The 24,895-nt window shown below is 73.3% G+C and carries 24 protein-coding genes; 17 read left to right on the top strand and 7 right to left on the bottom strand.

Annotated features, from left to right (window positions below; genetic code table 11):
* Nucleotides 1-26: 26 nt before the first annotated feature.
* Nucleotides 27-668 (bottom strand): DUF4360 domain-containing protein, encoded by a 642-nt coding sequence (locus IE332_RS27600; RefSeq protein ID WP_189921483.1) that lies wholly within the window; start codon nt 666-668, stop codon nt 27-29.
* Between the two features lie 447 nt (nt 669-1,115).
* Between IE332_RS27600 and IE332_RS27605 the strand changes: the two genes are divergently transcribed.
* The 4 genes from IE332_RS27605 to IE332_RS27620 all read left to right on the top strand — a co-directional run bounded on the left by IE332_RS27605 (nt 1,116) and on the right by IE332_RS27620 (nt 7,430).
* Complete coding sequence (locus tag IE332_RS27605; protein ID WP_189921485.1) at nt 1,116-1,517, top strand: hypothetical protein; 402 nt, start codon at nt 1,116-1,118, stop codon at nt 1,515-1,517.
* Nucleotides 1,517-2,872, top strand: a complete 1,356-nt coding sequence (locus IE332_RS27610) for a lanthionine synthetase C family protein (protein WP_189921487.1) — start codon at nt 1,517-1,519, stop codon at nt 2,870-2,872. The genes IE332_RS27605 and IE332_RS27610 overlap by 1 nt, the downstream gene beginning before the upstream one ends.
* A gap of 16 nt (nt 2,873-2,888) precedes the next feature.
* Nucleotides 2,889-6,011 carry a lantibiotic dehydratase gene (locus IE332_RS27615; RefSeq protein WP_189921489.1) on the top strand — a complete coding sequence of 1,041 codons (3,123 nt, stop codon included), beginning with the start codon at nt 2,889-2,891 and terminating at the stop codon, nt 6,009-6,011.
* A gap of 102 nt (nt 6,012-6,113) precedes the next feature.
* Nucleotides 6,114-7,430 (top strand): aldehyde dehydrogenase family protein, encoded by a 1,317-nt coding sequence (locus IE332_RS27620; protein WP_189921491.1) that lies wholly within the window; start codon nt 6,114-6,116, stop codon nt 7,428-7,430.
* A gap of 65 nt (nt 7,431-7,495) precedes the next feature.
* Here IE332_RS27620 and IE332_RS27625 read toward each other — a convergent pair whose 3' ends face one another.
* The gene (locus IE332_RS27625) at nt 7,496-8,095 is read right to left on the bottom strand and encodes a GNAT family N-acetyltransferase (RefSeq protein WP_189921493.1); all 600 of its coding nucleotides are present in this window, start codon (nt 8,093-8,095) and stop codon (nt 7,496-7,498) included.
* 337 nt (nt 8,096-8,432) lie between these two features.
* On the opposite strand from IE332_RS27625, the gene IE332_RS27630 reads away from it, so the two are divergent.
* A complete protein-coding gene (locus IE332_RS27630) occupies nt 8,433-9,377 on the top strand; it encodes a tetratricopeptide repeat protein (RefSeq protein WP_229928957.1) in 945 nt (314 codons plus the stop codon).
* 82 nt (nt 9,378-9,459) lie between these two features.
* Here IE332_RS27630 and deoC read toward each other — a convergent pair whose 3' ends face one another.
* Nucleotides 9,460-10,152 carry a deoxyribose-phosphate aldolase gene (gene deoC, locus IE332_RS27635; RefSeq protein ID WP_189921495.1) on the bottom strand — a complete coding sequence of 231 codons (693 nt, stop codon included), beginning with the start codon at nt 10,150-10,152 and terminating at the stop codon, nt 9,460-9,462.
* A 272-nt stretch (nt 10,153-10,424) separates the two neighbouring features.
* Between deoC and IE332_RS42475 the strand changes: the two genes are divergently transcribed.
* The 6 genes from IE332_RS42475 to IE332_RS27665 all read left to right on the top strand — a co-directional run bounded on the left by IE332_RS42475 (nt 10,425) and on the right by IE332_RS27665 (nt 17,338).
* Entirely contained in the window at nt 10,425-11,138 is a 714-nt protein-coding gene (locus IE332_RS42475) for a GntR family transcriptional regulator (RefSeq protein WP_189921497.1), read from the top strand.
* A 211-nt stretch (nt 11,139-11,349) separates the two neighbouring features.
* Nucleotides 11,350-12,582: a zinc-dependent alcohol dehydrogenase gene (locus IE332_RS27645; RefSeq protein WP_229928958.1), complete on the top strand. Its 1,233-nt coding sequence runs from the start codon at nt 11,350-11,352 to the stop codon at nt 12,580-12,582.
* On the top strand, nt 12,579-13,865 hold the full coding sequence (locus IE332_RS27650; protein WP_189921501.1) for an MFS transporter: 1,287 nt from the start codon (nt 12,579-12,581) through the stop codon (nt 13,863-13,865). The genes IE332_RS27645 and IE332_RS27650 overlap by 4 nt, the downstream gene beginning before the upstream one ends.
* Nucleotides 13,852-15,264, top strand: a complete 1,413-nt coding sequence (locus IE332_RS27655; RefSeq protein ID WP_189921503.1) for an amylo-alpha-1,6-glucosidase — start codon at nt 13,852-13,854, stop codon at nt 15,262-15,264. Before IE332_RS27650 ends, IE332_RS27655 begins: the two co-directional genes overlap by 14 nt.
* Nucleotides 15,265-15,266: 2 nt before the next feature.
* Nucleotides 15,267-16,244: a Gfo/Idh/MocA family protein gene (locus IE332_RS27660; protein ID WP_189921505.1), complete on the top strand. Its 978-nt coding sequence runs from the start codon at nt 15,267-15,269 to the stop codon at nt 16,242-16,244.
* Nucleotides 16,245-16,393: 149 nt separating this feature from the next.
* Entirely contained in the window at nt 16,394-17,338 is a 945-nt protein-coding gene (locus IE332_RS27665) for a DUF5996 family protein (protein WP_189921508.1), read from the top strand.
* A gap of 45 nt (nt 17,339-17,383) precedes the next feature.
* Here IE332_RS27665 and IE332_RS27670 read toward each other — a convergent pair whose 3' ends face one another.
* Nucleotides 17,384-17,743 carry a UBP-type zinc finger domain-containing protein gene (locus tag IE332_RS27670; protein ID WP_189921510.1) on the bottom strand — a complete coding sequence of 120 codons (360 nt, stop codon included), beginning with the start codon at nt 17,741-17,743 and terminating at the stop codon, nt 17,384-17,386.
* Nucleotides 17,744-17,962: 219 nt separating this feature from the next.
* Between IE332_RS27670 and IE332_RS27675 the strand changes: the two genes are divergently transcribed.
* Nucleotides 17,963-18,871, top strand: a complete 909-nt coding sequence (locus IE332_RS27675) for an NAD(+)/NADH kinase (protein ID WP_229928959.1) — start codon at nt 17,963-17,965, stop codon at nt 18,869-18,871.
* A 25-nt stretch (nt 18,872-18,896) separates the two neighbouring features.
* On the opposite strand, the gene IE332_RS27680 is transcribed toward IE332_RS27675, so the two are convergent.
* Nucleotides 18,897-19,670 carry an alpha/beta fold hydrolase gene (locus IE332_RS27680; RefSeq protein WP_189921512.1) on the bottom strand — a complete coding sequence of 258 codons (774 nt, stop codon included), beginning with the start codon at nt 19,668-19,670 and terminating at the stop codon, nt 18,897-18,899.
* 61 nt (nt 19,671-19,731) lie between these two features.
* On the opposite strand from IE332_RS27680, the gene IE332_RS27685 reads away from it, so the two are divergent.
* Together IE332_RS27685 and IE332_RS27690 are read left to right on the top strand one after the other, a co-directional pair.
* Nucleotides 19,732-20,151 carry a MarR family winged helix-turn-helix transcriptional regulator gene (locus tag IE332_RS27685; RefSeq protein WP_189921514.1) on the top strand — a complete coding sequence of 140 codons (420 nt, stop codon included), beginning with the start codon at nt 19,732-19,734 and terminating at the stop codon, nt 20,149-20,151.
* 392 nt (nt 20,152-20,543) lie between these two features.
* Nucleotides 20,544-21,797, top strand: coding sequence for a low temperature requirement protein A (locus tag IE332_RS27690; protein ID WP_189921516.1), 1,254 nt, complete (start codon nt 20,544-20,546; stop codon nt 21,795-21,797).
* Nucleotides 21,798-21,892: 95 nt separating this feature from the next.
* Here the strand turns inward: IE332_RS27690 and IE332_RS27695 are convergent, their stop codons facing one another.
* Nucleotides 21,893-22,402 (bottom strand): SgcJ/EcaC family oxidoreductase, encoded by a 510-nt coding sequence (locus tag IE332_RS27695; RefSeq protein WP_189921525.1) that lies wholly within the window; start codon nt 22,400-22,402, stop codon nt 21,893-21,895.
* Here IE332_RS27695 and IE332_RS27700 point away from each other — a divergent pair.
* Complete coding sequence (locus IE332_RS27700; RefSeq protein ID WP_189921527.1) at nt 22,372-22,758, top strand: MarR family winged helix-turn-helix transcriptional regulator; 387 nt, start codon at nt 22,372-22,374, stop codon at nt 22,756-22,758. The two genes, IE332_RS27695 and IE332_RS27700, sit on opposite strands and share 31 nt — an antisense overlap.
* Nucleotides 22,759-22,801: 43 nt before the next feature.
* On the opposite strand, the gene IE332_RS27705 is transcribed toward IE332_RS27700, so the two are convergent.
* A complete protein-coding gene (locus IE332_RS27705; protein ID WP_189921529.1) occupies nt 22,802-23,527 on the bottom strand; it encodes a class I SAM-dependent methyltransferase in 726 nt (241 codons plus the stop codon).
* A gap of 120 nt (nt 23,528-23,647) precedes the next feature.
* Here IE332_RS27705 and IE332_RS27710 point away from each other — a divergent pair, with 120 nt between their 5' ends.
* Nucleotides 23,648-24,262 (top strand): SMI1/KNR4 family protein, encoded by a 615-nt coding sequence (locus tag IE332_RS27710; RefSeq protein ID WP_189921531.1) that lies wholly within the window; start codon nt 23,648-23,650, stop codon nt 24,260-24,262.
* A 122-nt stretch (nt 24,263-24,384) separates the two neighbouring features.
* Nucleotides 24,385-24,804, top strand: coding sequence for a TOBE domain-containing protein (locus tag IE332_RS27715; protein ID WP_189921533.1), 420 nt, complete (start codon nt 24,385-24,387; stop codon nt 24,802-24,804).
* Nucleotides 24,805-24,895 lie beyond the last annotated feature (91 nt).

Below are 24,895 nucleotides of genomic sequence, written 5' to 3' on the forward strand. Positions count from 1 at the left end.
CGGACGGTCGCTCGCCCGCCCGGGCGTCAGGGGCAGTGCTTCCAGGCGAGGTGGTAGACGGTGTTGATGTTGCCGTCCGTCGAGTCCATCGTCATGAAGCTGGTGCTCCGGGTCGGGTCCGAGCTGCCGGCCGAGACCCGCAGTTCGGTGTTGATGTTGAAGTTGCGCTCCTCGCCGCAGGGGGCCCAGACCAGGGCCGCGACGTCGACGGTGTCGGTGGCCTGCCAGCTGTCGTCCTGCGGGCCGTTGAACCGGTGGGACGCGTAGGTGGTCTGGGCCTGGCCCTGGAAGTAGTAGTTGGCCCGTTCGGTGCCGTTCGCGCCCTTCTCCAGGTGGGCGAAGCCGCGGTAGTCGGCGGAGGCGATCGCGTAGGTGAAGCCCTGCGGGACGTGCACCCGCAGGTCGAGCTGGCAGTTCTTCCGGAAGTCGGTCGGCTTCGAGCCCAGCCCGACCTGGGCGAGGTAGTCGCTGTAGGTGACGGTGAAGGCGGTGTTGTCCGGGGAGACGGCCACCGCGGCCGTCCCGGCCGGACAGCCGGAGCCGTTGACGGTCGCGACGTCGATGACGATCCGGTCCGGCGGGGTCGGGAGCGAGTCGACGCCGAAGGCCGACGAGCCGGACAGTGAGGCGGCGACGGCGGCCGCGGCGGCCAGCACGCGGAGCAGCATGGGCTTCCCTTCGATCGAGCACGGAGTCCGGGCAGGGAGTCCGAGCGCGGAGTCGAGTACGACCTCCGAGGACGACGTCCGAGCGCGGAGTCCGAGGACGGAGTCGGAACCGGGGGCGGCGCGGTGCGGTGCGGCACCCGGCACCCTCTCGATTTGACATGGATATGTCAGCACAACAACGGGCCGCTGCCCAGGGGTGCGGCACCGGAAGAAGCGGTGGCCCGACCCCAGTCGCCACGCGGGCGAACTCCGGCCCCACGAACCCGAGTTCGTCAGCCGGTGACGGACGGCGACGGCGGTCGGGAACGGAGCGTGACGAGGTCAGGGACCGTCAACTGCCGCACCGCCCGTACCCGGTTGCAGCAGTACGCGGGGCTGCCATAGTGGAACTGAGTGGACATACCCGGCAACCATGTCCAGAGGCAACCGGCTCCAGAGGGTTGCACCATGAACGACAGACACGTACACACCGGAATCAGCGACGACCAGTTCGACCTGGACATCCGGGTCAAGGTGGTCACCAAGGCCGTCGACAGCTTCGCCACCAAACGGGGTGAGACCGCCAGCTGCGCCAGCACCTGCGGCGACGAGTGCACCAACAGCTGCGCCAGTACCTGCGGCGAGGAATGCGCCACCATCAGCGTCCCGGTCGCCGCCGGCGAGACCGAGACCTGTGCGACCTGCGGCTCCTGCACCTCGGAGTGCGACACCGTCCCGGTCAAGTTCTACGAGGACCACTACCTCCTGGAGATCAGTCAGGTCCACGCCGACGGCGTGGTCCGCAGGGTCGCCGGGGACCAGGTCATCCGCCGCGTCGAGCGCGAACCCCGGCCGGCCGGGGACGGCTGATGACCGTAGCGGCACGCCGGGCCGCCCGGTGGCGGCCCGCGGTGGGTGCCCCGCGCGCCGACGCCGCCCGTGCCGCCGCCGAGGACGTGCTCGCCCGGCTGCGCGACCCCGACGCCGCCGAGGCGGCGGGCCGCGCGGGCACGCGGCGGGGGCGTCCGCACTGGACCCCGTACAGCACCGCGCAGGGCGGCTGCGGCCTCGCCCTGGCCTTCGGGCACCTCGACCGCTGCCGGCCCGGCGAGGGCTGGGACCTGGTGGCCCACCGTCACCTCGCCCGGGCCGTCGAGCGGACCGCGCGGGACCCGGTCACCGGGCTGGGCCTCTTCGCCGGCCTCGCCGGGATGGCCTTCACCACCGCCTACCTCGCCGGCGGCCAGGACCGGTACCGGAGCCTGCTCGACGACATCGACCGCGGCCTGTACGACCGGATCCCCCACCGGATCCCCGGCGACGACGGGCAGGGCCTCGCCGTCGGCACCTTCGACCTGGTGTCCGGCTGGACCGGCGTCGCCGCCTACCTCCACTCCCGGCCGCCCGGGCCCGAGCGGAACCGCACGCTCGCCACCCTGCTCGCCCGGCTGGTCGACCTCTGCCGGGCCCCCCGGGAACCGGACGGGATGCCCGCCTGGCACACCCCGCACGCCCTGATCGCCGACGACGGCATGCGCGCCCGGTACCCGGCCGCGATCGCCAACTGCGGCCTGGCGCACGGCGTCACCGGCCCGCTCGCGCTGCTCGCGCTCGCCCACGCCGACGGCCCGGTGGTCCCGGGGCACACCGAGGCGATCCACCGGGCCGCGGCCTGGCTCCGCGCCCGGCACGTCGACGGCCCCCGGGGCGGCGGCTACCCGGCGGTCGTCGCGTACCCGGCGGCGGGCGACGAGCCGGGCACCGCCGAACAGCCGCCCGCGCCGTCGCCGGCCCGCGACGCCTGGTGCTACGGCAGTCCCGGCGTCGCCCGCGCCCTGTGGCTGGCCGGCACCGCCCTGGGCGACCGCGGCCTCACCGACGCGGCCACCGACGCCCTGCGGACCGTCCTCGCCCGCCCGGTCCCCTGGCGCCGGATCGACTCGCCCGGCTTCTGCCACGGCGTCGCGGGCCTGCTGCAGATCACCCTCCGGTTCGCCGCCGACACCGGGGACGGGACGATCCGCGCGGGGGCCGGCCGCCTGGTCGACCAGCTGCTCGCCGCGTACCGGCCGCGATCGCCGTACGGCTACCGCAGTGTCGAGCCCGACGGGAGCCGTGCGGACCGGGTCGGCCTGCTGGAGGGCACTCCCGGGATCGCCCTCGTCCTGCTGGCCGCCGCCACCCCCGAACCGCCCGCCTGGGACCGGTTCTTCCTGCTCTCCTGACCGCCCGCCCGCGACCATGACCACCGACACCCCCCACCTGGACGGCGCCCGGCGACGGCCCACCACCCCGCCGAGCCGCTACCGCGCCCTCGACTTCGTGATGATCCGCGCGCCGATCCTGCCCGTCACCCGCTACCCCGTGCCCGACGCCCCCGGCCCGGAACCCTGCACCACACGGGTCCGGGAGGACGAACTCGCCCGCTGCTCCGTCGCCGTCTCCTCCCTGCCGCTGGCGAGCGCGCTGCAACGCCCGCCGGCCGGCGACCGCGACCGCCGGCACCTCGAATCGAGCCTGCTGCGCTACCTCGTCCGGCTCAGCACCCGCCCCACCCCGTTCGGGCTCAGCGCCGGCGCCGCCCTGGGGCGCTGGGGGCCGGTCACCGACGTCCGGCTGGCCGACGACCGGCCGCCCGAACTCCACGCCCGGCTCGACATGCACGCCCTGCTGCACCTCGTCACCACCTTGGAAGCGACCCCGCCGATCCGCCGGGCGACCCGGGTCATCGCCAACCCGGCGGTCCTGCACCGGGCCGGGCGGGTCACCCTGAGCGGCGTCGAGGCGCCCCGGACGGCGGCCGGCGGCGAGAACGTCACCCTCCGGGCCACCGGCGCCGTGCTGCGCGCCCTCGCCCTCGCCCGCTCCCCGATCGGCCACGCCGACCTCGCCGCCGACCTGCTGGGGACCGTACCCGGGGCGACCCCCGACAAGGTCGACGAACTGCTCCACCGGCTGTGGCGGCACGGCTTCCTGCTGACCGACCTCCAGCCGCCGCTGACCCACCTCGACCCGGCCGGACACGTGCTCGACCGGCTCGGCCGGATCCCGGCGGCCGCCGCCGCCCACGCCGACCTGTCCGCGCTGCTCGCCGCGATCCAGGACTGGCAGAAGCAGCCCCCCGGCAGCGGCGCCGACACCTTCCCCGCACTCGCCGACCACGCCCGCCGGGTCACCGGCCTCGACACCGGAACGCCCCTCCAGGTCGACACCACGCTGCCCCTCGCGGCCGGCCGGATCTCCCGCAAGGTCGCCGACGCCGCCGTCCGCGCCGCCGACCTGCTGCTCCGGCTCAGCCCCTACCCGGACGGTCCGCCGCACATCGCCGCCTACCGGCGCGCCTTCGCGACCCGCTACGGCACCGACCGCGACGTGCCCGTCCTCGAACTCCTCGACCCCGTCACCGGCCTCGGCACCCCGCCGCCCACCGTCGCCGCGCCCCTCGACCTCACCCGGGCCGAAACGCTGCACCGCCTCGCCACCGAGGCGCTGCACGACCACCGGGACGTCGTCGACCTCGACCGGTCCACCCTCGACCGGCTCACCCTCCGGGAGGCCGACCCGACCCGGCTGCCGCTCTCGCTCGACCTCTACGCCACCGTCGCCGCCCCGTCCGCCGCCGCCGTCGACGCGGGCGAGTTCCTGCTGGTGGTGGGCGCCAACATCGGCGCCGGAGCCGCCGGACGCAACCTCGGCCGCTTCGCCGGCATGCTGCCCGGCGCCGTCCCCGCCCTCGCCGAGGCCGTCGCCGCGGAACGGGCCCTGGACCCCGGGCGGGTCCTCGCCGAACTGGTCTACCTCCCGGAGAAGGCCCGCTCCGCCAACGTGGTCGTCCGCCCCACCGTCCGCGACCACGAGGTCGGCATCCGGACCAGCGCCGCCGACGGGCCGGCCCGCTTCATCCCGCTCGACGAACTCGCGGTCCGGATCACCGACGGCAGGTTCGCCCTGGCCTGGGACGACGGCACCGGGGCCGTCCGGGAGGTCGCCGTCTGCGCCGGGCACATGCTCAACCACAGCCGCGCACCCGCCGTCTGCCGCTTCCTCGCCGACCTGAGCCACGACCGCACCGCCCTGCTCACCGGCTTCGACTGGGGCCCGGCCCGCGGCTTCCCCCGCCTCCCCCGGATCACCAGCGGCCGGATCGTCCTGCGCCCCGCCCAGTGGCGGATCGACCACACCACGGCCGCCCGGCTCACCGCCCACCCGGACGGCTTCCCCACCGCCTTCGAAGCCTGGCGCCGGCGCTGGCAGCTGCCCCGCCACGCCTACCTGAGCAGCAGCGACGAGGCCGCGGACCACCGCCTCCTGCTCGACACCACCGGGCGCTCCCACACCGAGGAGGTCCGCCGCGCCCTGGCCCACCTGCCGCCCGGCGGCGCCGTCGTCCTCCAGGAGCCCCTCCCCGGACTCGACCACGCCTGGGCCACCGGCCCGGACGGCCCCCACCTCGTGGAGCTCGTCGTCTCCATGACCCGCCGCGCCGCCGCCCCGCCGGCGCCACCACCCCGGCCCCGCCCCGCCCCGGTCAGCCGGGCCGACCGGCTACGGCCCCCTGGCAGCGACTGGACCTACCTCAAGCTCTACGGCGACCGCCAGGAGGAGGACGCCCTGCTCGCCGGCGCCGTCCGGGACCTGGTCGCCGACCTGACGGGGCACACCGACCGCCGGGTCTTCCTGCGCTACGCCGACCCCGACCCCCATCTGCGGCTCCGGCTGCGCGGCGACCCCGGTCGGCTCCTCCCGGCGCTCGGCGACTGGGCGGGTGCCCTGCTGGCCGACGGGTACCTGACCCGGTTCGGCTTCGACGTCTACGACCGGGAGGTCGAACGCTACGGCGGCCTCGCCGGCCTGGACGCCGCCGAGGAGCTCTACACCGCCGACAGCCAGGCCGTCCTCGACCTGCTCGCCCTGCGCCACGGCGGGCGGCTGCCGCTCGACGACACCGCGCTCGCGCTGCTCAGCATCGACGACCTGCTGGCGGGCGTCGGCCTGGACGAGCCGGCCCGGCTGCTCCTCTACCGGCGCCGCTCCCTCCGCGAACGCCTCGCCGGCGCCGAATTCCGCGCCCGCCAGGCCGAGTTCCGCGAGCTGCTGACCACCCCGCCGCCACCCGTCGTGGCCGCCGTCCTCGCCGAACGCCGCCGGCTGCTGGCCCCCGTCGCCGCCCGGCTCGCCGACCTGGACCGGCACGGCCTGCTGGCCCGCCCGCTCCCGGAGCTCTGCGACAGCTACGTCCACCTGCACTGCAACCGCCTGCTGGGCCCGAGCCGCACGGCCGAGCAGACCGCCCTCGACCTGCTCGACCGCACCCGCCGGAGCCTCACCCTGCGTACCGGGGGGACCACGGATGCCGGAAAATGATTGACAAACTCAACCTTTCACCCCTAGGCTCGCCTCATTGCTTCATGTGGTGAAAGTTCCATGTGTCAAGCGCCCCCGACGCCTCGAGACCGCGAGATCCTCATGCACGACACCCTTTCCTCTGTGCCTTCTGTGGTCGCCCGCCTGCGGGCCGAATTCGCCACCGGGCGGACCAGGCCGCTCGCCTGGCGGCTGGAGAAGCTGGCCGCCCTGCGGACCATGCTCACCGAGCAGGCCGAGGTGTTCCGGCAGGCCCTGCACGCCGACCTCGGCAAGAACGCCGCCGAGGCGCAGCGCACCGAGATCGGCTTCACGATCAACGAACTCGACCACACCGTCGAGCACTTGGCGCAGTGGCTGGAGCCGAAGCCGGCCGCCGTGCCGGAGTTCTTCCGGCCCGCCGAGGCCCGGGTCGTCCGTGACCCGCTGGGCGTGGTGCTGATCATCGCGCCCTGGAACTACCCGCTGCAGCTCGCCCTGGCCCCGCTGGTCGGCGCCCTGGCCGCCGGGAACACCGCCCTCGTCAAGCCCAGCGAGCTCGCCCCCGCGACCTCCGCGGCCATCGCCGAGCTGCTGCCGCGCTACCTCGGCGAGGAGGCGGTCGCGGTCGTCGAGGGCGCCGTGCCGGAGACCACCGCCCTGCTGGAGCAGCGCTTCGACCACATCTTCTACACCGGCAACGGCGCCGTCGGACGGATCGTCATGACCGCCGCCGCCAAGCACCTGACCCCGGTCACCCTGGAGCTCGGCGGCAAGAGCCCGGTCGTGGTCGAGCCCGGCGCCGACCTCGCCGTCACCGCCCGGCGGATCGCCCGCGGCAAGTTCCTCAACGCCGGCCAGACCTGCGTCGCCCCGGACTACGTCCTCGCCATCGGCGACACCGCGCCCGTCCTGGAGGCGGAACTGGCCGAAGCCGTCCGGGAGTTGTTCGGCGAGAAGCCGGCCGAGAGCGCGGACTACGGGCGGATCGTCAACGAGCGCCACTTCGACCGGCTCACCGCGCTGCTGGACGGCGGCCGGACCGTCGTCGGCGGCGACCACGACCGGGCCGCCCGCTACCTCGCGCCGACCGTCCTCGCCGACGTCCCGGCGACCGCCCCGGTCATGCAGACGGAGATCTTCGGCCCGGTCCTGCCCGTGCTGACCGTCCCCGACCTGGACTCGGCGATCGCGTTCATCAACGAGCGCGACAAGCCGCTCGCCCTGTACGCGTTCACCGAGTCCGCGGACACCAAGCGCCGCCTCGCCGAGGAGACCTCCTCCGGCGCGCTCACCTTCGGCCTGCCGGTGTCGCACCTGGCGATGCCCGAGCTGCCGTTCGGCGGGGTCGGCGAGAGCGGCATGGGCCGCTACCACGGCGAGTACTCGATCGACACCTTCAGCCACCTCAAGGCCGTCGTCGACAAGCCGCTCGACTGACCGCGCGGGCCCCGGTCCGCCCAGCGCTTCCGGCCCTTGGTCGGATCGGACCGGGCGGGCCGGGGTCAGGCGGGGCCGGGGCCGGCCGGGACGGGCATGGCCCGCCAGGTGTCCGCGAGCACCTCCATGGTCACCAGCCGCATGGTGGTGTCGGCCTCGGGGAAGTAGCGCTCGGTCTCGCCGGTGGGGGTGAAACCGAAGCGGGTGATCGCGCGGACCGCGTCGGTGTTCTCCACGGACGTCATGCTCCACACCCGGGCGAGGCCGAGTTCGGCGAAGGCCAGCTTCAGCATCAGCCAGCCGATATCGGGGGCGCAGCCGGAGCCGCGGAGGTGCCGGGCCATGGTGAAGACGCCGGAGTACCCGGTGGTGTCGTCCTCGACGTCGAGGCGGATGCCGCCGACGGGGCGGTCGTCGTCCCGGAGGCAGGCGGCCAGCTGGTAGTGCCGGCGCGGCACCTCGGCCGCGGTCGCCATCGCGTCGTCGAGCTTGCGCCGGATCCGGGCGTCGTCCATGACGCCGGTCGAGAGGTGGCGCATCCCGGCCGGGTCACCCCAGACCAGGCGCATGGCGTCGAGGTCCTCGGCGCGGTGGTCCCGCAGCCGGACGAGGGCGGTCTCCAGGACCGGCAGGGTCGTGGGCGGACGGACGGGCATGCTGTTCATGATCGAACCCTAACGAGCTGGTAGGTGGGCGGTGCTTCGGGCCCGCCCGGTCGGCACCCGTAGGAGACCAGCCGTGAGTAGACGTCCGGTCAACGTCGCCGGGCCGGGACCGGCTCCAGGGTGGGCACGTTGCCGGCTCCAGGATGGGCGCGTTGCCGGCTCCAGGGGCAGGGATTCCGCCCGGAGGGGGGGTGGAATCGCGCGCCCGGGTTTTCCCGGTCGGGCCGATCGCCGTACGGAGCGGTAGGTTCACGGATCCACCACGGCCGGAATCGCGACCTGAATGTGTCATTCCGGGGTCTGTCCGAAAATCGCCCCGGGGCCTAGGCTGCGGCGCGTGTCGCTCTTCCGAAGAACCCGCGCCTCCGGGCCGAGCCTGCGCCCCGAGCTCGACGACGTCGAACTCGGCCGCGTACGGCGCCAACTCAAGTCCCCGGGACTGCCCGGCCAGAGCGCCATCCAGGTCGACCAGGTCGAACGGCTGCTGCGGGAGACCGGCACGGACTGGGACCGGCGCGCGCACCGCTTCGCCGTACTCGCCGAGACGACCGCGCCCTCCTCGCTCGCGAAGAACTGGCGATTGCGTCGCCCGCAGAATCCGGACGCGCAGATATTCGAGGCGTGGGTCGAGCTCTTCCGCGGCCGGTACGCCGGGCGGATGGAGGATCCCCGCGCGGCGGCCGACAACTGTTACCGCGCGGCCGAAATCTCACCCGAGGATCCGATGCCGTGGGTCGTCCTGCTCGGAATCCTGCGGCTGATGGGCGCCCAGTCCCGCGACGTGGTCGCGGTCTGGCAGGAGGTGACCGCGCGCGACCCGTGGAACCGTGAGGCCCACCTGCAGATGCTGCGCTACCTCTCCCCGGAGGAGTGCGGCTCCCGCAGCGCCCAGCTCAACTTCGTGGACACCGTCCGGTCCTCGGCGCCGCCGACCGCGCCGGCGGCCGGCGTGGAACTGACCGCCCTGGTGGACGAACACGCCCGTACGACCGCCGGAGGCGGCGTCGAGGCCCTGCTGGTCCGCCGCCAGTGGACGCACGGCCGGGCGGTCAGCGCGCTCGGCACCGCCCTGCACGAGTGGACCCGGCCCGGCGGCCTCGACCACGCGGCGGCCGCGGCCGACCTCAACCTGCTGGCCTTCGCCCTGATCCAGGCGGGCCGCCCGCGCGAGAGCGCCGACGCCTTCCAGCTGATCGACAACGCGGTCACCGCGTGGCCGTGGAACCTCCTCGGCGATCCGGTCCAGCAGTTCACCTACTGGCAGTCCCGAACGGCGGCCTGAGGCCCGGCCGTTCGGAGGGCCGGACCGGGGATCAGGCGGGACCGGGGATCAGGCCGGGCCGGGGATCAGGCCGGACCGGGGATCAGACGGCGGCCCGGCGGGCGGCCAGGTCGTCCAGGATGGTGGCGGTCGCGGTCGCGCCGAAGCGTTCGGCGCCGGCGGCCACGAACTCCAGCATGCGGTCCAGGGTGCGCACCCCGCCCGCGGCCTTGACCCTCATGTGCGCGGGAACGTTCGCCCGCATCAACCGGACGTCCTCCAACGTCGCGCCACCGGGCGCGAAGCCGGTCGAGGTCTTCACGAAGTCGGCGCCGGCCAGCGTGCTGAGCCGGCAGGCGCGCAGCTTCTCCTCGTCGTCGAGGTAGGCGTTCTCGAAGATCACCTTGGTGAGGCCGACACCCCCCGAGGCGTCGACGACCGCCGCGATGTCCTCCCGCACCGCGTCGTCCTCCCCGCTGCGCAGCAGGCCGATGTTGAGCACCATGTCGAGTTCGGTCGCACCGGCCGCCAGGGCGTCGGCGACTTCGCCCGCCTTGACCGCCGTGGTGGAACCGCCGTGCGGGAAGCCGATGACGGTGCCGACCGCGACCGCGGTGCCGTCGAGCGCCTTGACCGCGAGGGCGACGTCGGCGGGCCGCACGCAGACCGAGGCGACGTCGTAGGTCGCGGCGAGCTCACAGCCGAACAGGACCTCGGTGGTGGTGAGTTCGGGCCGCAGGAGCGAGTGGTCGATCATCTTGGCGAGCTGCCGGACGTCGATTCCGGTGGAGTCCATGAGCCTGTCCTAGGGGTGAGGCAAGGTCGCGTCCCACCGGTCGGGGCCGCCCGATCCGGGTGCGACAGCGCGGACGGTTCGACGATAACCTGAACCTGTCTAGCCGTCTATACAGCTCCGGAAGGGTGCACCCGGCGCCGAGATGTGACGCAGATCACCGTGCACGCCTCTTGCCCTTGGCGCATTTCACTGCGGATTGTCCCGCTCTGTACTGGTCTACTCTGGTTGACTAGACAGCTAGACGGCGTAGTCTCAATTTCGGAGGAGCCATTTTGGAAACGGATTTCGCACCCAGGTACCACCGGATCGAACAGGCCCTCCGAAACAGGATCGCCAAGCATCGACCGCACGACCCCCTCCCGTCGGAGACGGAGTTGTGCGAGGAATTCGGGGTGAGCCGCATGACCGCCCGAGCGGCCGTTCAACGGCTCGTCACGGAAGGCCTGGTGTACCGGATCTCCGGACGCGGCACATTCGTCGCGGAGCCGCCGACCCACCGTCGCGCGGAAAACCTGGTCCGTTTCAGCGAGGAAATGCGCAGACAGGGCCGGAAGCCCTCGTCACGACTGATTTCCGCGGTACTCCGCGACGCCCTTCCGGAGGAGACCGACCGGCTCCGGCTGCAGAGGTCCGCGCAGGTCGTGGAGGTCGGTCGGGTGCGGCTGGCCGACGGGATCCCCACCGCGCTGGAGCGGGCGGTGTTCCCCGAGGACCTCACCGCCCTGCTGGAGGTCGACTTCCGGACGGCCTCGATGCACGAGACGCTCGCCGGGCTCGGCCGGACGCCGACCCGCGGGCACTCGTCCATCAGGGCCGCCACGGCCGACGAGCGGGAGGCGGAGCTGCTGGCGGTGGCTCCGGGCACCGCCCTGCTCGTCGAGCAGCGGCTCATCACCGACCAGGACGAGCGCCCCTTGGAGCTCACCGAGTCCCGGTACGTGGGCGACAGGTACGCCCTGGACGTCGCCTTCGAGGTCGATTCCTGAGGCAGGCGACACCTCGGGAGCCATTCGGCCGTCCGGCCATCCGGTCATTCATTCATTTGTGCGACCCGCGAGTCGAGCAACGACGCCGACTGCACCACGCGGGATGAATTCCGACGGGGAACTGTCCGATCGGCGGCCGACAAAGCCCGGTCCGATGGCGGCAGTGGAATGCCATGCAGGCGTGGAGGGAAAAACCGTGTACGCGTATCTGATGACCTCGCCCGGAGAGATCAACCGCACCCTGGTGCCCGATCCGGAATGCCACGAGGACGAAATCCTGCTGGAGACCGAGGCGGTTTCCATCTGTTCGACCGACGTCTCGTACTTCCGCGGCCACCTCTTCGCGGAGGAGTGGCCGATCATTCCCGGGCACGAATACGTGGGAAGGGTCGTCGAGGTCGGCAGGCGGCTCCGGGACGACGTGCGGCCGGGCGACCGGGTGACCTACTGGGGGCAGACCGACTTCGGCGGGATGGCCGAGTACCGGGCGCTGCGGCCGCTCTTCCCGGGCCGGCTCGGCGTGGAGACCGCCTGGTACACCGGGCGCAACTTCTACGACGCCGACCAGGCCGCGGCCGTCGTCCTGCCGTCGCACGTGCCCTCGGACCTGGCCTCCGTGATCGAGCCGCTGACCTCGGTCCTGCGGTCGTTGCTGCTCAACCCCCCGAAGCCCGGCGACACCTGCGTCGTCCTCGGCTGCGGCCCCAGCGCCCAGCTGGCCGTCCAGGTGCTCCACCGCCACCTCGGCGCGGGCTCGATCACCGTGCTGGACCGCAACAGCGACCGGATGGACGTCGCGCTGCGGCACGGCGCCTCCCGCGCCTTCAACACGGACACCCAGGCGGAGGAGCTCGAAGCGTACGTGCGCGAGCACCACGACCAGTACGCGGACTACGTGTTCGACGCGCTGCCCCACATCTCGGCGCCGGCCCGCCCGGGCGGAGCCGCCGCCGGGCAGGCCGGCGGGCAGGCCGGCACCCCGGGCAAGGACATCCGGGAGATCGCGATGGGCCTGCTGCGCCCCGGCGGCTCGTACGTCATCTACGGTGCGACGGCCGTCCCGCAGCGGCTCAACACCTGGATGATCCTCGCCAAGGGCCTGAAGCTGCTCTCCACCCCCTTCGACGTCCGCTCGTTCCCGATGGCCCGCTCCGCGCACGTCACCGCCGTGGCCCTGCGGCTCGTCGAGTCGGGCCTGGTCGACCCCGCCCCGCTGATCACCACCCGGGCCTGCCTCGACGACGAGGACGCCGTGCGCGAGGCGTTCACCGGCTACGGTCGGGGCGCGTCGATGAAGACCTCGCTGCTCGCCCCCTCCGTCCTCCTCGACCACGTGCGCCGCACGGCCGCCGCGGCCGGCAGCGTCTCCGCCCTCGGCCACGGCCACGGCGACGCGGTCCCCGCCGGCGGGGCCTTCGCCGAGCAGACCGGGATACCCGGGTGACCGGGACCGAGGCCCCGCCGACCCCCGATCACCGCACCCCCGCCTTCGTCCGCGACCGGCTGACCACCACCGCCTACGGCGGGCTGGCCGTCTACGCCTACCTCCTGTACGCCCTCGGCCCGCTGCTGCCGCTGCTGCGCCAGGACCTGCGGCTGAGCTACGCCCTGATGAGCCTGCACTCGACGGCCTTCGCCGCCGGCGCGATCCTCACCAACCTGCTGTTCCGCCGGATCCGGACGCGAGTGGGCCACCGGGTGCTCTTCTGGTCCGCGCTCGCGGCCCTGGCCCTGGGGTCGCTCCTCCTGGCGACCGGACTCTCCGCCGCCGTCACCCTCACGGCGGCGGCGCTGGGCGGCATCGGCGGAGCGCTGCTGCAGACCACGGCCCTGGCGGTGCTGGCCGAGCACCACGGCGCGCACGAGTCGCTGCGGGCCCGGGCCCTGGTCGAGGCCAACGCGGCCGCGAGCGTCAGCGCGGTCGCCGCGCCCCTGGTCATCAGCGGCCTGGAGGGTGCCGGGGTGGCCTGGAACTGGTGCCTGGTCCTGCCCGCCCTCGCGCTGGCCGCCATGTACCCGACGCTCCGCGACGAGCCGCTGCGGCCGCGCACCGCGCCCTCCGGCCGCTCCGACCGCTCCGAGGTGGCCACCGCGGACGCGGCGGACGCCCCGGAGCCGGACCGGCCGACGGGCTCGTTCCCGCTCCGCGCCGCCCTGTGCGGCCTCGTCGTGGGCTTCGAGTTCTGCCTCGCCTACTACGCCGCGCCCCTGCTCACCAGCGCCGTCCACCTGACGGACAATCAGTCCTCGGCGGCGCTGGCCCTGTTCTACGGGGGCGAGCTCGCGGGCCGTCTGGCGGGGAGCCGGCTGACGGCCGGCACCGGTTCGGCCCGCCCGGCCGCCCTGGTGGCCGGCTCCCTGACCGTCGCGGCCGCCGGGTTCCTCGCCCTGTGGCTCGCCCCCACCACCTGGCTCGCCCTGCTGGGCCTGGTCCTGGGCGGGCTGGGGGTCGCCAACCTCTTCCCGCTGACCCTCTCGCTCGCGGTGAGCGCGGCGCCCGGCCGCATCGACCAGGCCACGGCCCGCGTCCAACTCGCGGTCAGCATCTGCATCATGCTCGCGCCCCTGCTGCTCGGCACCCTGTCCGACCACCTCGGCGTCCGGTCGGCCTTCGGCCTCGCCGGCTGCCTGCTGCCCGCCGCCGCGCTACTGCTCGCCGCCGGCCGGCGCCGCCCGCTCCCCGCCGCCGCGTCCTCCTCGGGAGTCACCCCGCATGTCCCTCGTTGAAAGCTCCGCGCCCCTCGTTGAAAGCTCCGCCCGGGCCCGCGACACCCTGGCCCGCAACCACCGCACCGGGTTCTCCCGGACCGCGCAGCGCCACTACGACTTCACCTGCCCCTCCCCCGACAGCTATCCCTTCCAGTGGGCCTGGGACAGCAGCTTCCACGCCATCGCCCTCACCCACCTCGACACCCGCCGGGCCAGGGACGAACTGCGCTCCCTGCTCAGCGCGGTCACGCCCGCCGGCTTCCTGCCGCACATGGTGCTCTGGCAGGACGACCTCAGGCCGCACGCCACGGCGGACTTCAGGATCGACCTCTGGGAGGGGTGGCGATCCGTCACCATCGCGCCGCCCGTGGTGGCCCGAGCCGTCGAGCGGGTGTACCGGGCCACCGGTGACGAGCTCTGGCTGCGCCGCGTCCTGCCGCCGACGCTGGCCTTCTTCGGCTGGCTCGCGGAGCACCGTACGAGCCCCGGCACCGGCCTGATCGAGATCTACCAGCCCGACGAGTCCGGCCTGGACAGCAGCCCCAAGTACGACGCCGCCCTCGGCATCGGGTCGGTCTCCGGGGACGACGTGCACACCGCGTGGCACAGCGCGATGCGTTCCCTGATCACGGCGTACGCCTCCCCCGCCCGCACGCCCGAGACCCCGCTCCGCGACCGGCGGCTGTTCGTCTGGAACGACGTGCTGGTCAACACCGTCTACGCCGACGGGCTGGCCTGCCTGGCGCGCCTCGTCCGGACGGTCGGATCGAACGAGCGCACCGCGGACCGGCTGGCCGAGCAGTCCCGGGCGATCGGCGCCGCGCTGATGCGGCACTGCTGGGACGAGGACGGCGGGGCCTTCCACGACCTCGACCTCGTCGCCGGCAAGCGCTCCGAGGTCCTCACCGCCAGTTCGCTCGTGCCGATCCTCCTCGACTCGGTGCCGGACACCGCGGCGCGCCGGGTCATCGAGCAACACCTGCTGAACGAACGGGAGTTCTGGCGGCCCCACCCGGTGCCCAGCGTCGCCGCCACCGAGCCGTCCTACGACCCCTCGTTCCGCACCGGGGCCATCTTCCGCGGCTCCAGCTGGGTCAACCTCAACTGGTACCTGTACTGGGGCCTGCGCCGACGCGGCTACCGCGCGGAGGCCGACACGCTCGCGGCGCGCACCTGCGCGCTCGTCGCCGCCTCGGGCACCCGGGAGTGCTACGGCCCGGAGGACGCCGAGGGGCACGGCGCGCGCTCCTTCGGCTGGAGCTCCCTCGTCCTGGACCTGGCCTCCGCCATGGCGACGGAGCCCCACGCGATGGCGGAGGCCCACGCGGCGGCGAAGACTCACGCGATAGCGGAGACTCACGCGGCGGCGAAGACTCACGCGGTGGCGGAACCGGCCGGGACGACGGAAGGGCGCTGACCATGGCCAACTGGGGTTTCCTGGGAGCCGGTTCGATCGCCGCCTCCAGTCTCGCACCCGCCGTCCACGCCGCCGACCGGCCGCGCCTGCACGCCGTCGCCGCGACCGACGCCCGCCGGGCCAAGGCCCTCGACCCGGCCCGGGTGTACACCCGCTACGAGGACCTGCTGGACGACCCGGCCGTCGACGTCGTCTACATCGCGCTCCACAACAGCGCCCACCGCCCCTGGGTGGAGCGCGCCCTCCGTGCGGGCAAGCACGTGCTGTGCGAGAAGCCGCTCGGGCTGACCGCCGCCGAGGTCACCGCGATGACCGCCACCGCCCGCGCGACCGGACGGCTGCTCGTCGAGGCGGCCTGGAACCGCTGGCACCCGCGCACCCGGGACCTCGAATCCCTGATCACCGGTGGTGCGATCGGCACCGTCCACACCGTCACCGCCCGGTTCGACGGCCTCGCCCCCGCCCCCGGCAACTACCGCCTGGACGCCACCCTCGGCGGCGGCGCCCTCTACGACGTCGGCTACTACGCCGTCTCGGCCGCGCTCGCGGCCTTCGCCTGGCAGGCCCCGGACGTGGTCCGGGCCGAGCAGGACCACTGGGAGACCGGCTCCGCCGACTCCGCCACCCGCTTCCTGCTCACCTTCCCAGGCCGGGGGGTGGCCGAGGTCGGCTGCTCGCTCACGGGCGACATGTCCGAGACCTTCACCACCACCGGCACGAGTGGCTCGCTCACCCTCACCCCGCCGGCCTTCTGCGCCGGCGCGGCCCCCAGCACGCTCACCACCACCGGCGGAGGCCTCCCCCGCCACTACCCGCCCCAGGACCCCTACCGCCTCATGGTCGAGTCGGTGGACGCGGCGGCGGAGGGCGACACCTCCGCCCACCTCGTCCCGCTCGCCGAGTCGCTCCTCATCGCCCGCACCCTGGACGCCGTCCGGAACCGTGTCGCGTCCGGGGAGCTACCGTCTCCACGGCGCTGAGTCCCCTCGGCCCCTGCCCCACCGAGCTGCCACGCGGTCGGGGCACGGGTCCCTCGGCGTACGGGCTCTCCGCCCGGCCGCCTCCCCCTGCGCGTCCGGACCACGGTGGTCATCATGGAACTGCCGCCGACGGACAGGAGGGACACGCGATGGAGCTGTTCCCACCGCTGCCGCTCACCGAGTGGCGGGACACCAAGGAGACGCTGCACCGCTTCGCCCAGGTGGTGGGCAAGATCCGCCTCGCGGCGAGCGTGCGGCGCAACCACTGGTGGAACGTCCCCTTCCACCTCACCGGGCGCGGGATCACCACCCGGCCGATGGGGCAGGTCGACGGCAACCCGGTCTTCACCATCGACTTCGACTTCGTCGACCACCGGCTGGTCGTCGCGACGGCGGACGGCAGGTCCGCGTCCTTCCCGCTCCTCGACCAGTCCGTCGCCTCGTTCTACCGGCAGACCTTGGAAACCCTGGCGGACCTGGGCGTCCGGGTGGAGATCCGGGTGCCCCGGCCGTACGGGCTGCCGGACGCGGACCGGCCGTTCGCCGAGGACTTCGAGCACGCGACCTACGATCCCGCCTGGGCGAACCGCCAGTGGCAGGTGCTCGGTCAGGTCGGACTGGTGCTGGAGGAGTTCGCGGCGCGCTTCTCGGGCAAGGTCAGCCCCGTCCACCTGTTCTGGCACTCGTTCGACCTCGCCCACACCCGGTTCTCCGGAGGCGCCCTCGACCAGCCCTCGCACGTGGACCCGGTGACCCGCGAGGCGTACTCCCGGGAGCTGATCAGCTTCGGGTTCTGGTTCGGGGACGCGAACCTGGGCGAACCGGCCTTCTACTCCTACACGACTCCCGAGCCCCCGCACCTCGCCGAGGACCCGCTCACGCCGTCGTCCGCCCGGTGGACCGAGCTCAACAACAGCCACCTGGCCGTCCTGCGGTACGACGCGGCCCGCGCCGAGGCCGATCCGCGAGCGACCGTACTCGCCTTCTACGAGAGCGCCTACCGCGCCGGAGCCGCCCGGGCCGGCTGGGACGTCGCCCACCTCGCCTGCCCGGGCGGGATCACCGACCCCCGGCTTCCGGCCCCGCCGCTCTGAGCCCGTCCGGGCCCGTTCGGGCAGGTCATTGCGGGTCAATGCAGGTCAGTGCAGGTGCGCCTGCCAGTCGGCCGGGACCTTGCCCTGCGGGCCGGGCGTCGGCTGCGAGACCGGGTGCGCGGCGGGCGCCGCGAGCTCCGGCCCCTCGTAGTACTGCTCGGTCTCGATGTTCCACAACCAGGCCTCACCGGGCTCGAAGCTGGCCAGGAACGGGTGCCCCACGGCTCGGGCATGCCGGGTGCCGTGCTGCGAGGGCGAGGAGTCGCAGCAGCCGATGTGCCCGCACTCGGCGCATCGGCGCAGGTGGAACCACCACCCCGGCCCCTCCCCCGCCAGGCACTCCACGCATCCGTCCCCACTCGGCCGCACGGACGGATCGATCCCCCGGATGGTGCTGTCAGCCATCGGACACGCCTCCCGACATGGGCTCGGACGGGCCCTCTGCTCGGAGCGTCGAACGTCGGCGTCGATGTCGACGCCGTCGGGCCGTCCCTGTCGAATCCCAACCAGCCGGCTCACCCGGAGATTCCACGACGAGCGGCGACGGCCTGTGCCGATGGCCTTCGCAGGCCGCCTTCGCAGGTCGCCTTCGCAGCCGGCCTTGAAGGTGACGACCGGCTGTGCGTGACTGGAGGGAGCAACCGTGACCCGGCCGACATCGAGGTGGCCCGGATGGGATTCATCGGCACGGTGGGGCTGGTGCTCCACCCCGAGCGCACCTGCGCCCCCACCGTGGAGGCCGTGGTCCGGTGGAGCCGGGCCCGGGGGACGAAGGTGCTGGGACTGGCGGCGGAGGTGGCCCGGATCGGCTGCGAGGCCATCCCGGTCGAGGCCGAGGAGCTGGCCACCGGCACCGATCTGCTGATCAGCCTCGGCGGGGACGGCACCATGCTGCGCGCCATGCGGCTCGCGACCGGGGGCCACGCGCCGGTCCTGGGCGTCAACGTCGGTCGCCTGGGCTTCCTCGCCGAGGTCGACATACCGGAACTCCCCGCCGCGCTGGACGCCGTCGACGCCCACCGCTTCACCGTGGAGGGCCGCTCCGCCGTCCACGCCCGCTTCGGGGCCGCCCAGGAGACGGCCCTCAACGACGTCGTGCTCCTGCGCAGCCCGGGGCACAAGTCCGCGGCGGTCGCCGTACGGGTCCAGGGCGAGCCCTTCGTGGCCTACACCGCCGACGCGGTCGTCGTCGCCACCCCGACCGGCTCCACCGCCTACAGCTTCTCCGCCGGCGGCCCGATCGTCTCCCCCAACGCGGAGGGGCTGCTGATCACCCCCGTCGCTCCGCACGCCGCGTTCAACCGCTCCGTCTTCCTCTCCAGCGGCGAGCGGCTCGACCTGGAGGTCCTGCCGCACAGCGGCGACCTCGCCATCGAGGCCGACGGCCGCCTGGTCGGCCACGTCTCACCGGGCGACAGCGTCGAGGTGACCATGCTGCCCGCCGCCGCCAGCGTCGTACGGCTCGGCCACACCACGTTCTACCAGCGGGCCCAGCGCAAGCTCCGGCTCACCGGCTCGGCGGAACACGGCTGAACGGCTGAACGGCTGACGCGATCGGTCAACGACCGCCCGTCCGGCGCAGATGGGCGTCGATCAGGGCGAGGGTGGCCTCCGGCTGCTCGATCTGCGGGAGGTGGCCCGCCCCGGGGATGACCTCGAGCACCGCGTCGGCGAAGGCCTCGGCGTACGCGGCGCCGTATGCGGGGGTGACGATGCGGTCGCTCTCCCCCCAGAGGAGGCGGGTCGGCACCTGGACCCGCCCGAGCCGGCCCAGCAGCTCGGGGTCGTGCATGTAGGGGTCGCCCGCGAGGGTCCGCATGGTGGCCATGTTGGCCTGCCGGCGGGCGAGTTCCTCGACGGGGAGGCCCGCGGGGTCGACGTGGTAGCGGTCCGGGTCGTGCCAGGAGTGCTCCGCCGCGCCGCGCGCGTCGAGAGCGAAGAAGTCGGTGATCGGTTCCGTGTCGATGTGCACGCCGACGGCGTCGATCAGGACGAGGCCGGTGATGGTCCCCTCGGTGTCGCGTACGGCCATCTCGGCGGCGATCCAGCCGCCCAGCGAGGAGCCGATGACCAGGACGTCGTCCAGTCGGCGGTCCCGCAGGTGGTCGAGGTAGGCGACGGCGAGGTCGTCGATGCCGGTGAGCCAGGCCGGACGGTGGGTGCCGTCCCAGCCGGGGTGCACGGGCGTGATGGTGTGCGCGGTCCGGGAGAGGTGCTCGGCGAGGCCGGTGACGGTGGCCGGGCCCCCGCCGCCGTGCAGGAGCAGGACCGGCCTGCCGGCGCCGGCTTCGGCCAGGGTGAGGGCCAGGTCTGCGGTGTGTTCTGTCGTCATGGATCCAGAGTAACTAAACATCTTTATATAAGCTAGCTTGGTCATGCCGTAGACTCAGCCCATGAGCAATGAGCTGCAGGAACTCGGCAGAGCGGTCAAGCAGGCCCAGTACCGGCAGCACCGGACGCTCGACAGCGCCCTCTCGGCCATCGGCACCACGCTGGCCCAATGGGACGCCCTGCGCGCGATCAGCCGCGCACCCGGGGCATCGGCCCGCGAACTCGCCGCGGCAACCTTCCAGACCGAGCAGGCCTTCGGAACCCTGGTCCGCCGCCTGACGGCCCAGGGCGTGGCCGAACGCCGACCGGGCCACGGCCGACGCATCGAGCACCACCTCACCCCCGAGGGCGAGCGACTCCTGGCCGCCGGCCACAAGATCGCCGACGAGGTCCTCGCCGCCTGCTTCGCCCCTCTCCCCGAACCCGACCGCGCAACCCTGCTCGCCCTCCTCCGACGCCTCACCGCGGAGGAACCCACGTAGGCGCGGCACCCGACGACGCTGCCGCCCCGCACGACCTGGGCAAGACGGTCGAGGCCTACGCGAAGGCGTTCCCCGACACGCTCCGGGAACTCGAACGGTTCTACGCGGCCAACGACGTCGTGACCGTGCAGCTGCGCCTCCAGGGCACCCACCTCGGCCCACTGGAGCTGTCCCGCGATGCCGGCTGGACCGGCCTCGTCAAGAACACGCCACCCGCGAGAACTCGTCCGGCGGTCACGGACCGAGAGACGTCACCGCCGGGACGACTCGTCCGGACGGAGCAACGGGGATTCGCGGGCATCCGAACCCGGGGATAGCTCCCGGGCCGCGCTCAAGCCGGGCGGGGCGAGCGAACGGTCACGATGCCGGTGCCGACGGGGAGTTGACAGCGGATGAAGGACGACGGCGCCCCCGCCGAGGCCGGGGAACCCACCTTCTGGGGGCGGTTGCGGCGCCAGCTGTGGCAGCCGCCGCGCGCCCATGGTGAGCAGCCGCGCGAACGCGTCGTCGGCCCCCTCGAACTCTTCTACGACCTGGTCGTGGTCGCCCTGGTCGCCCAGGCCGCCCACCACCTCGCCGGGAAGCTCACCTGGCGCGGCATCGGCGAGTACGGCGCCGTCTTCGGGCTGATCTGGATCATCTGGGTCAACGGGAGCCTCCACCACGAACTGCACGGCCGCGAGGACGCCCGCGCCCGCAGCACCTTCCTGCTGCAGATCCTGGTCCTGGTCCCGCTGGGGGCGTTCATCCCCGGGGCGGGCGGCACCTCGGGCGCGGCCTTCGCCGTCACCGCGGGAGTCCTGTTCGCGGTGCTGGCGCTGCTGTGGCTGCTGGCCTCCCTGCGCGACCGCCCCGAGTACCGTCGCGGCAGCAGGCTCTACATCACGGGCACCGTCCTGTGCGCGGCGGTCCTCACGCTCAGCGCCGTACTCCCCGCCACCGCACGGGTCTGGACCTGGGGGCTGCTGGACGTCGCCTATCTGGTGCTCATCGCCGCCGTGATGCTGAAGGCCACCCCGGCCGCGGCCGCCACGCTCAGCGTCACCGACGCGCTGATCGAACGCTTCGGGCTGCTCATCATCATCGTCCTCGGCGAGACCGTGACCGGTGTCGTGAGCGGCCTCGCGGCCGAACCGGTCAGCGCCCTCACCCTGACCGTGGGACTGCTCTCGGTCGTGGTCGGATTCGGTGCCTGGTGGACCTACTTCGACTTCGCCGGCCACCGCGAGCCCAGGCGGACACGCGCGGCCACCGTCCAGTGGATGCTCGCCCACCTGCCGCTCACGGCCGCGGTCGCCGCCATGGGAGCGGCCATGGTCAGCCTCGTCGAGCACGCCCACGCCGCCCGTACCGCCGCCGCCACGTCGTGGGTGCTGTGCGCCGGCGCGGCCGTCGTACTGTCCAGCACCATGCTCGTCGCCGCCACCCTCCGGGCCTGGCGCACCAAGCGGTACCTCTACCGCCCGCTGTCACGAGCCTGCGCGGCGGCCGCCCTCGCCTGCCTGGCGCTCGGCGCGGCCCGTCCCGCGCCGCCCGTGCTCGGCGGCGTCCTCGTCGTGCTCTTCGGGCTCCCCTGGTGGCTCGCCGTGGCCCGCCGCCTGCGCCACCAGGAGTCGCTCGCCCGGGAACAGACCGGCCGGGAGTAGGCCGGCCGGACCACGGACACCGCACGCCAGGGACTGTTCCGGCGTGATCCGTACGGAAGCAGGCCCCCTGCGACCGTGTCCGTGGAGGGCGCCCGTCAACCGCGGGAAGCGGCGGGCCGGGTGGCCGGCTGGAAGCGGAACGAGAACGCCTCCAAAAGGCGCTTGCGCTGGGTCTTCTGGACGGCGGCGATACGCCAGTGGCGGCCCGCCTCGCGGACCACCGTGTAGGTGGCCAGCTTGCCCAGGCGCTTCGGCCGAGCCTTGTGGACCTCACCGCGGGCGACGACGACGGCGGTGTCCGGCCCGTGGAAGCGCAGGTCGATGATCTCGATGGTCAGCTTGGAGCCCTTCAGGAAGCTGTCGAACAGGGCCTGGTGGGCACGGCCGATCTCGGGGCCGCCGTGGTAGACGGTACCGGCGTAGGTGACATCCGTGGCGTCGGCGGTGAACTGCTCACCGTAGGCGGTGCCGTCGCCGCGGTTCCAGGCGGCCGTGCTGCGCTCCAGGAGGGCGCGGATCTCGGCGGTGTCGGTGTCCGGGACGGAGTCGGGAGCGGCGCTACCTGAGCGCCGTGATGTTTCACGGCCACGCGAGTGCCCGGGCATGCGAACTCGGCGCCACCGACCTGTACGCACTGAACATCCTTCAGCTGACCGGGGCCATGACCCCCGGCGAACTGGCCACCCGCACCGGGCTGACCACCGGTCCCACCACGCGCCTGATCGACCGACTGGAGCAGGCGGGTTACGTGCACCGGGTGCCCGATCCCGGCGACCGGCGCAAGGTCATCGTCGAACCGGCCGGCGGCCCCGCCGACCTCGACCGGATCATGACCCCCGCGCGGCAGCGGATCGGCGCGATCCTCGCCGGCTACTCACCCGAGCAACTCGACGTCCTCTTCGACTACTTCGCGCGCGCCACCGAGGCGTACCAGGAGGCGGCCGAGCAGTTGCGCGGCTGACCCGCACTCACCCGCCGACCGGCATCGCGTGGATCACCACGCGTCACGCAGCGCGCCGGGCGCGAACGGCCAGGAACGGTGGCAGTCCCGCCCTGTGGGGTTGCGCGGCCGCCACTTGGTCACTCGGAGATGGCTCGGTAACCGTCTCCAGGGCGAACCCGTGCCGGACCAGAGCCGTCAGGTACGTGGACAGCGTCCGGTGCTGGTTGCCGGCCCGGCGGGCGCCTTCAGGGTTGTCCGAGCGCCAGAATCCTTCGGCAAGGTAGTCCCCGACGACACGTCGAACCGGCCTGTCGGTGATCTGTGTCCAGGACGCGTGCGGCGCTTCGAAGCACGGGTGGGGGATCGTGAAGGCAAGCTCGCCTTGTGCCGTCAGCACGCGCCGTACGGCCGTCAGAGCGGCATCGAGGTCGGGCACGTTGTTCAGGGACAGACCGGCGGTCACCCAGTCGACCGACTCGGCGGCGACCGTGCTCAGCACGCACCCGTCATCCACCGCGTAGGTCACCGTGCCGGGCCCGCCGGCAGCAGCCGCGCGGGCATGTTCGATCATCCGCGGTGAAGGGTCGATGCCCGCGACGGAGGCTCCGCGGGCAGCCAGCGCGCGGGCGACGATGCCTTCCCCGCAGCCGAGATCGAGAACGCGGCACCCGCCGAGTTCCCCGGGCAGGAGCCCGAGCAGCACGTCGCGGTTGAACTCGTGCATGGCGGAACCGGTCCGCAGCAGTCCCGCATACCAGTCAGCGATGGTGTCCCAGGAGTCAGTCATCAAAACCCGGACGCTACGCGCTCCCGCCAGGACACCACCACCGATTTCATTGAGGAACTCGCCCAAGCCGTCGAGGAGCCCCCCAACACCCCGACGCGGAGATCCTGCAGACTGCCCGCCATGACAACCGCGGATCACGACGTCTCGACCTCCTGGGGCCGCATCGGCACCTGGCTCACCGCGCACACCCGACGAGGCCCGGCGAGACCGGCGCCGGATGCCGCCCGCCTGGACGCGTTCGAGGCAGACCTCGGCCTGCCCCTGCCCGCCGACCTGCGGGCCTGGTGGCTGCTGCCCGACGTCACCGCGAGTTACTGGATTCCGGACGCGTTCGCCCCGGTCTCGCTGGGCGAGGCCCTGGAGACCCACGACATCTGGCTGCTGGTCGCGGAGCAGGAAGGCGACTCGTTCGACGAGAACGGCCAGCCCGAGAGCCGCTACCAGCGAGAGTTCATGCCGATCGCGTTGGGCCCCGGCGGCGACGGACTGATCGTCGACCTGCGCCCCGGTGACACCCACGGCGCGGTACTCCGCTGGGACCACGAGACCTGGACACTGGACGTTCCCCAGTGGACCTCGGTGACTTCCATGCTCCGGGACATCACCCACGCACTCGAGGCCGGGACGCCGGCGTTGCTGAGCCACGCAGCCCTCGGCGGCTCCCAAGAACCCAGCACCGCCGCAATCGACGACGCACTCGGTCTCGCCTGGCAACCCACCACTCCGGACCACTGAGCAGACCCATCCCGCTTGACGCTTCAACCACGTGCGATGTCTGCGCTTGTTTGTGCCTACGGTGGAACCGCACGATCGGACAACGTTGAGCAGCCCGACGATCCGGGATCGAGGTACCTCCCATGAGCCTGAGCATCCGCAACCAGCTGTCCGGCACCGTGACGTCGGTGGCCGAGGGTGAGGTCATGGCGACCGTGAAGGTACGGCTCGACGGCGGCCGCGACCTCACCGCCGCCGTCACCAGGGACGCGGTGAAGGACCTGGGCCTGCGCGAGGGCAGCCCGGTGCGGGCCCTGGTGAAGTCCACGGAGGTCGCCCTGGCCACCGGCCCCGTCGAGGGCCTGAGCATCCGCAACCAGCTCCCCGGCACGGTCTCCGCGGTCGCCGTCGGCGGCGCCATGGCCGGTGTGAAGGTCGCCGTGGACGGCGGGGAGCTGACCGCCGCCATCACCGCCGACGCCTGCGCCGACCTCGGCCTGGCCGAGGGCTCCGCCGTGGTCGCCCTGATCAAGTCGACGGAGGTCTCGCTCGCCACCGCCTGAGCCGCACCCCGTCTGAGCCGCACCCGCCGGGACCGCACCCTGCCTGAGCCGCACCCCGCCGGGGCCGGACGACCGTCGAGGTCGTCCGGCC

This window comes from Kitasatospora xanthocidica (genome assembly GCF_014656195.1).
GTDB classification, from domain to species: Bacteria; Actinomycetota; Actinomycetes; order Streptomycetales; family Streptomycetaceae; genus Kitasatospora; species Kitasatospora xanthocidica.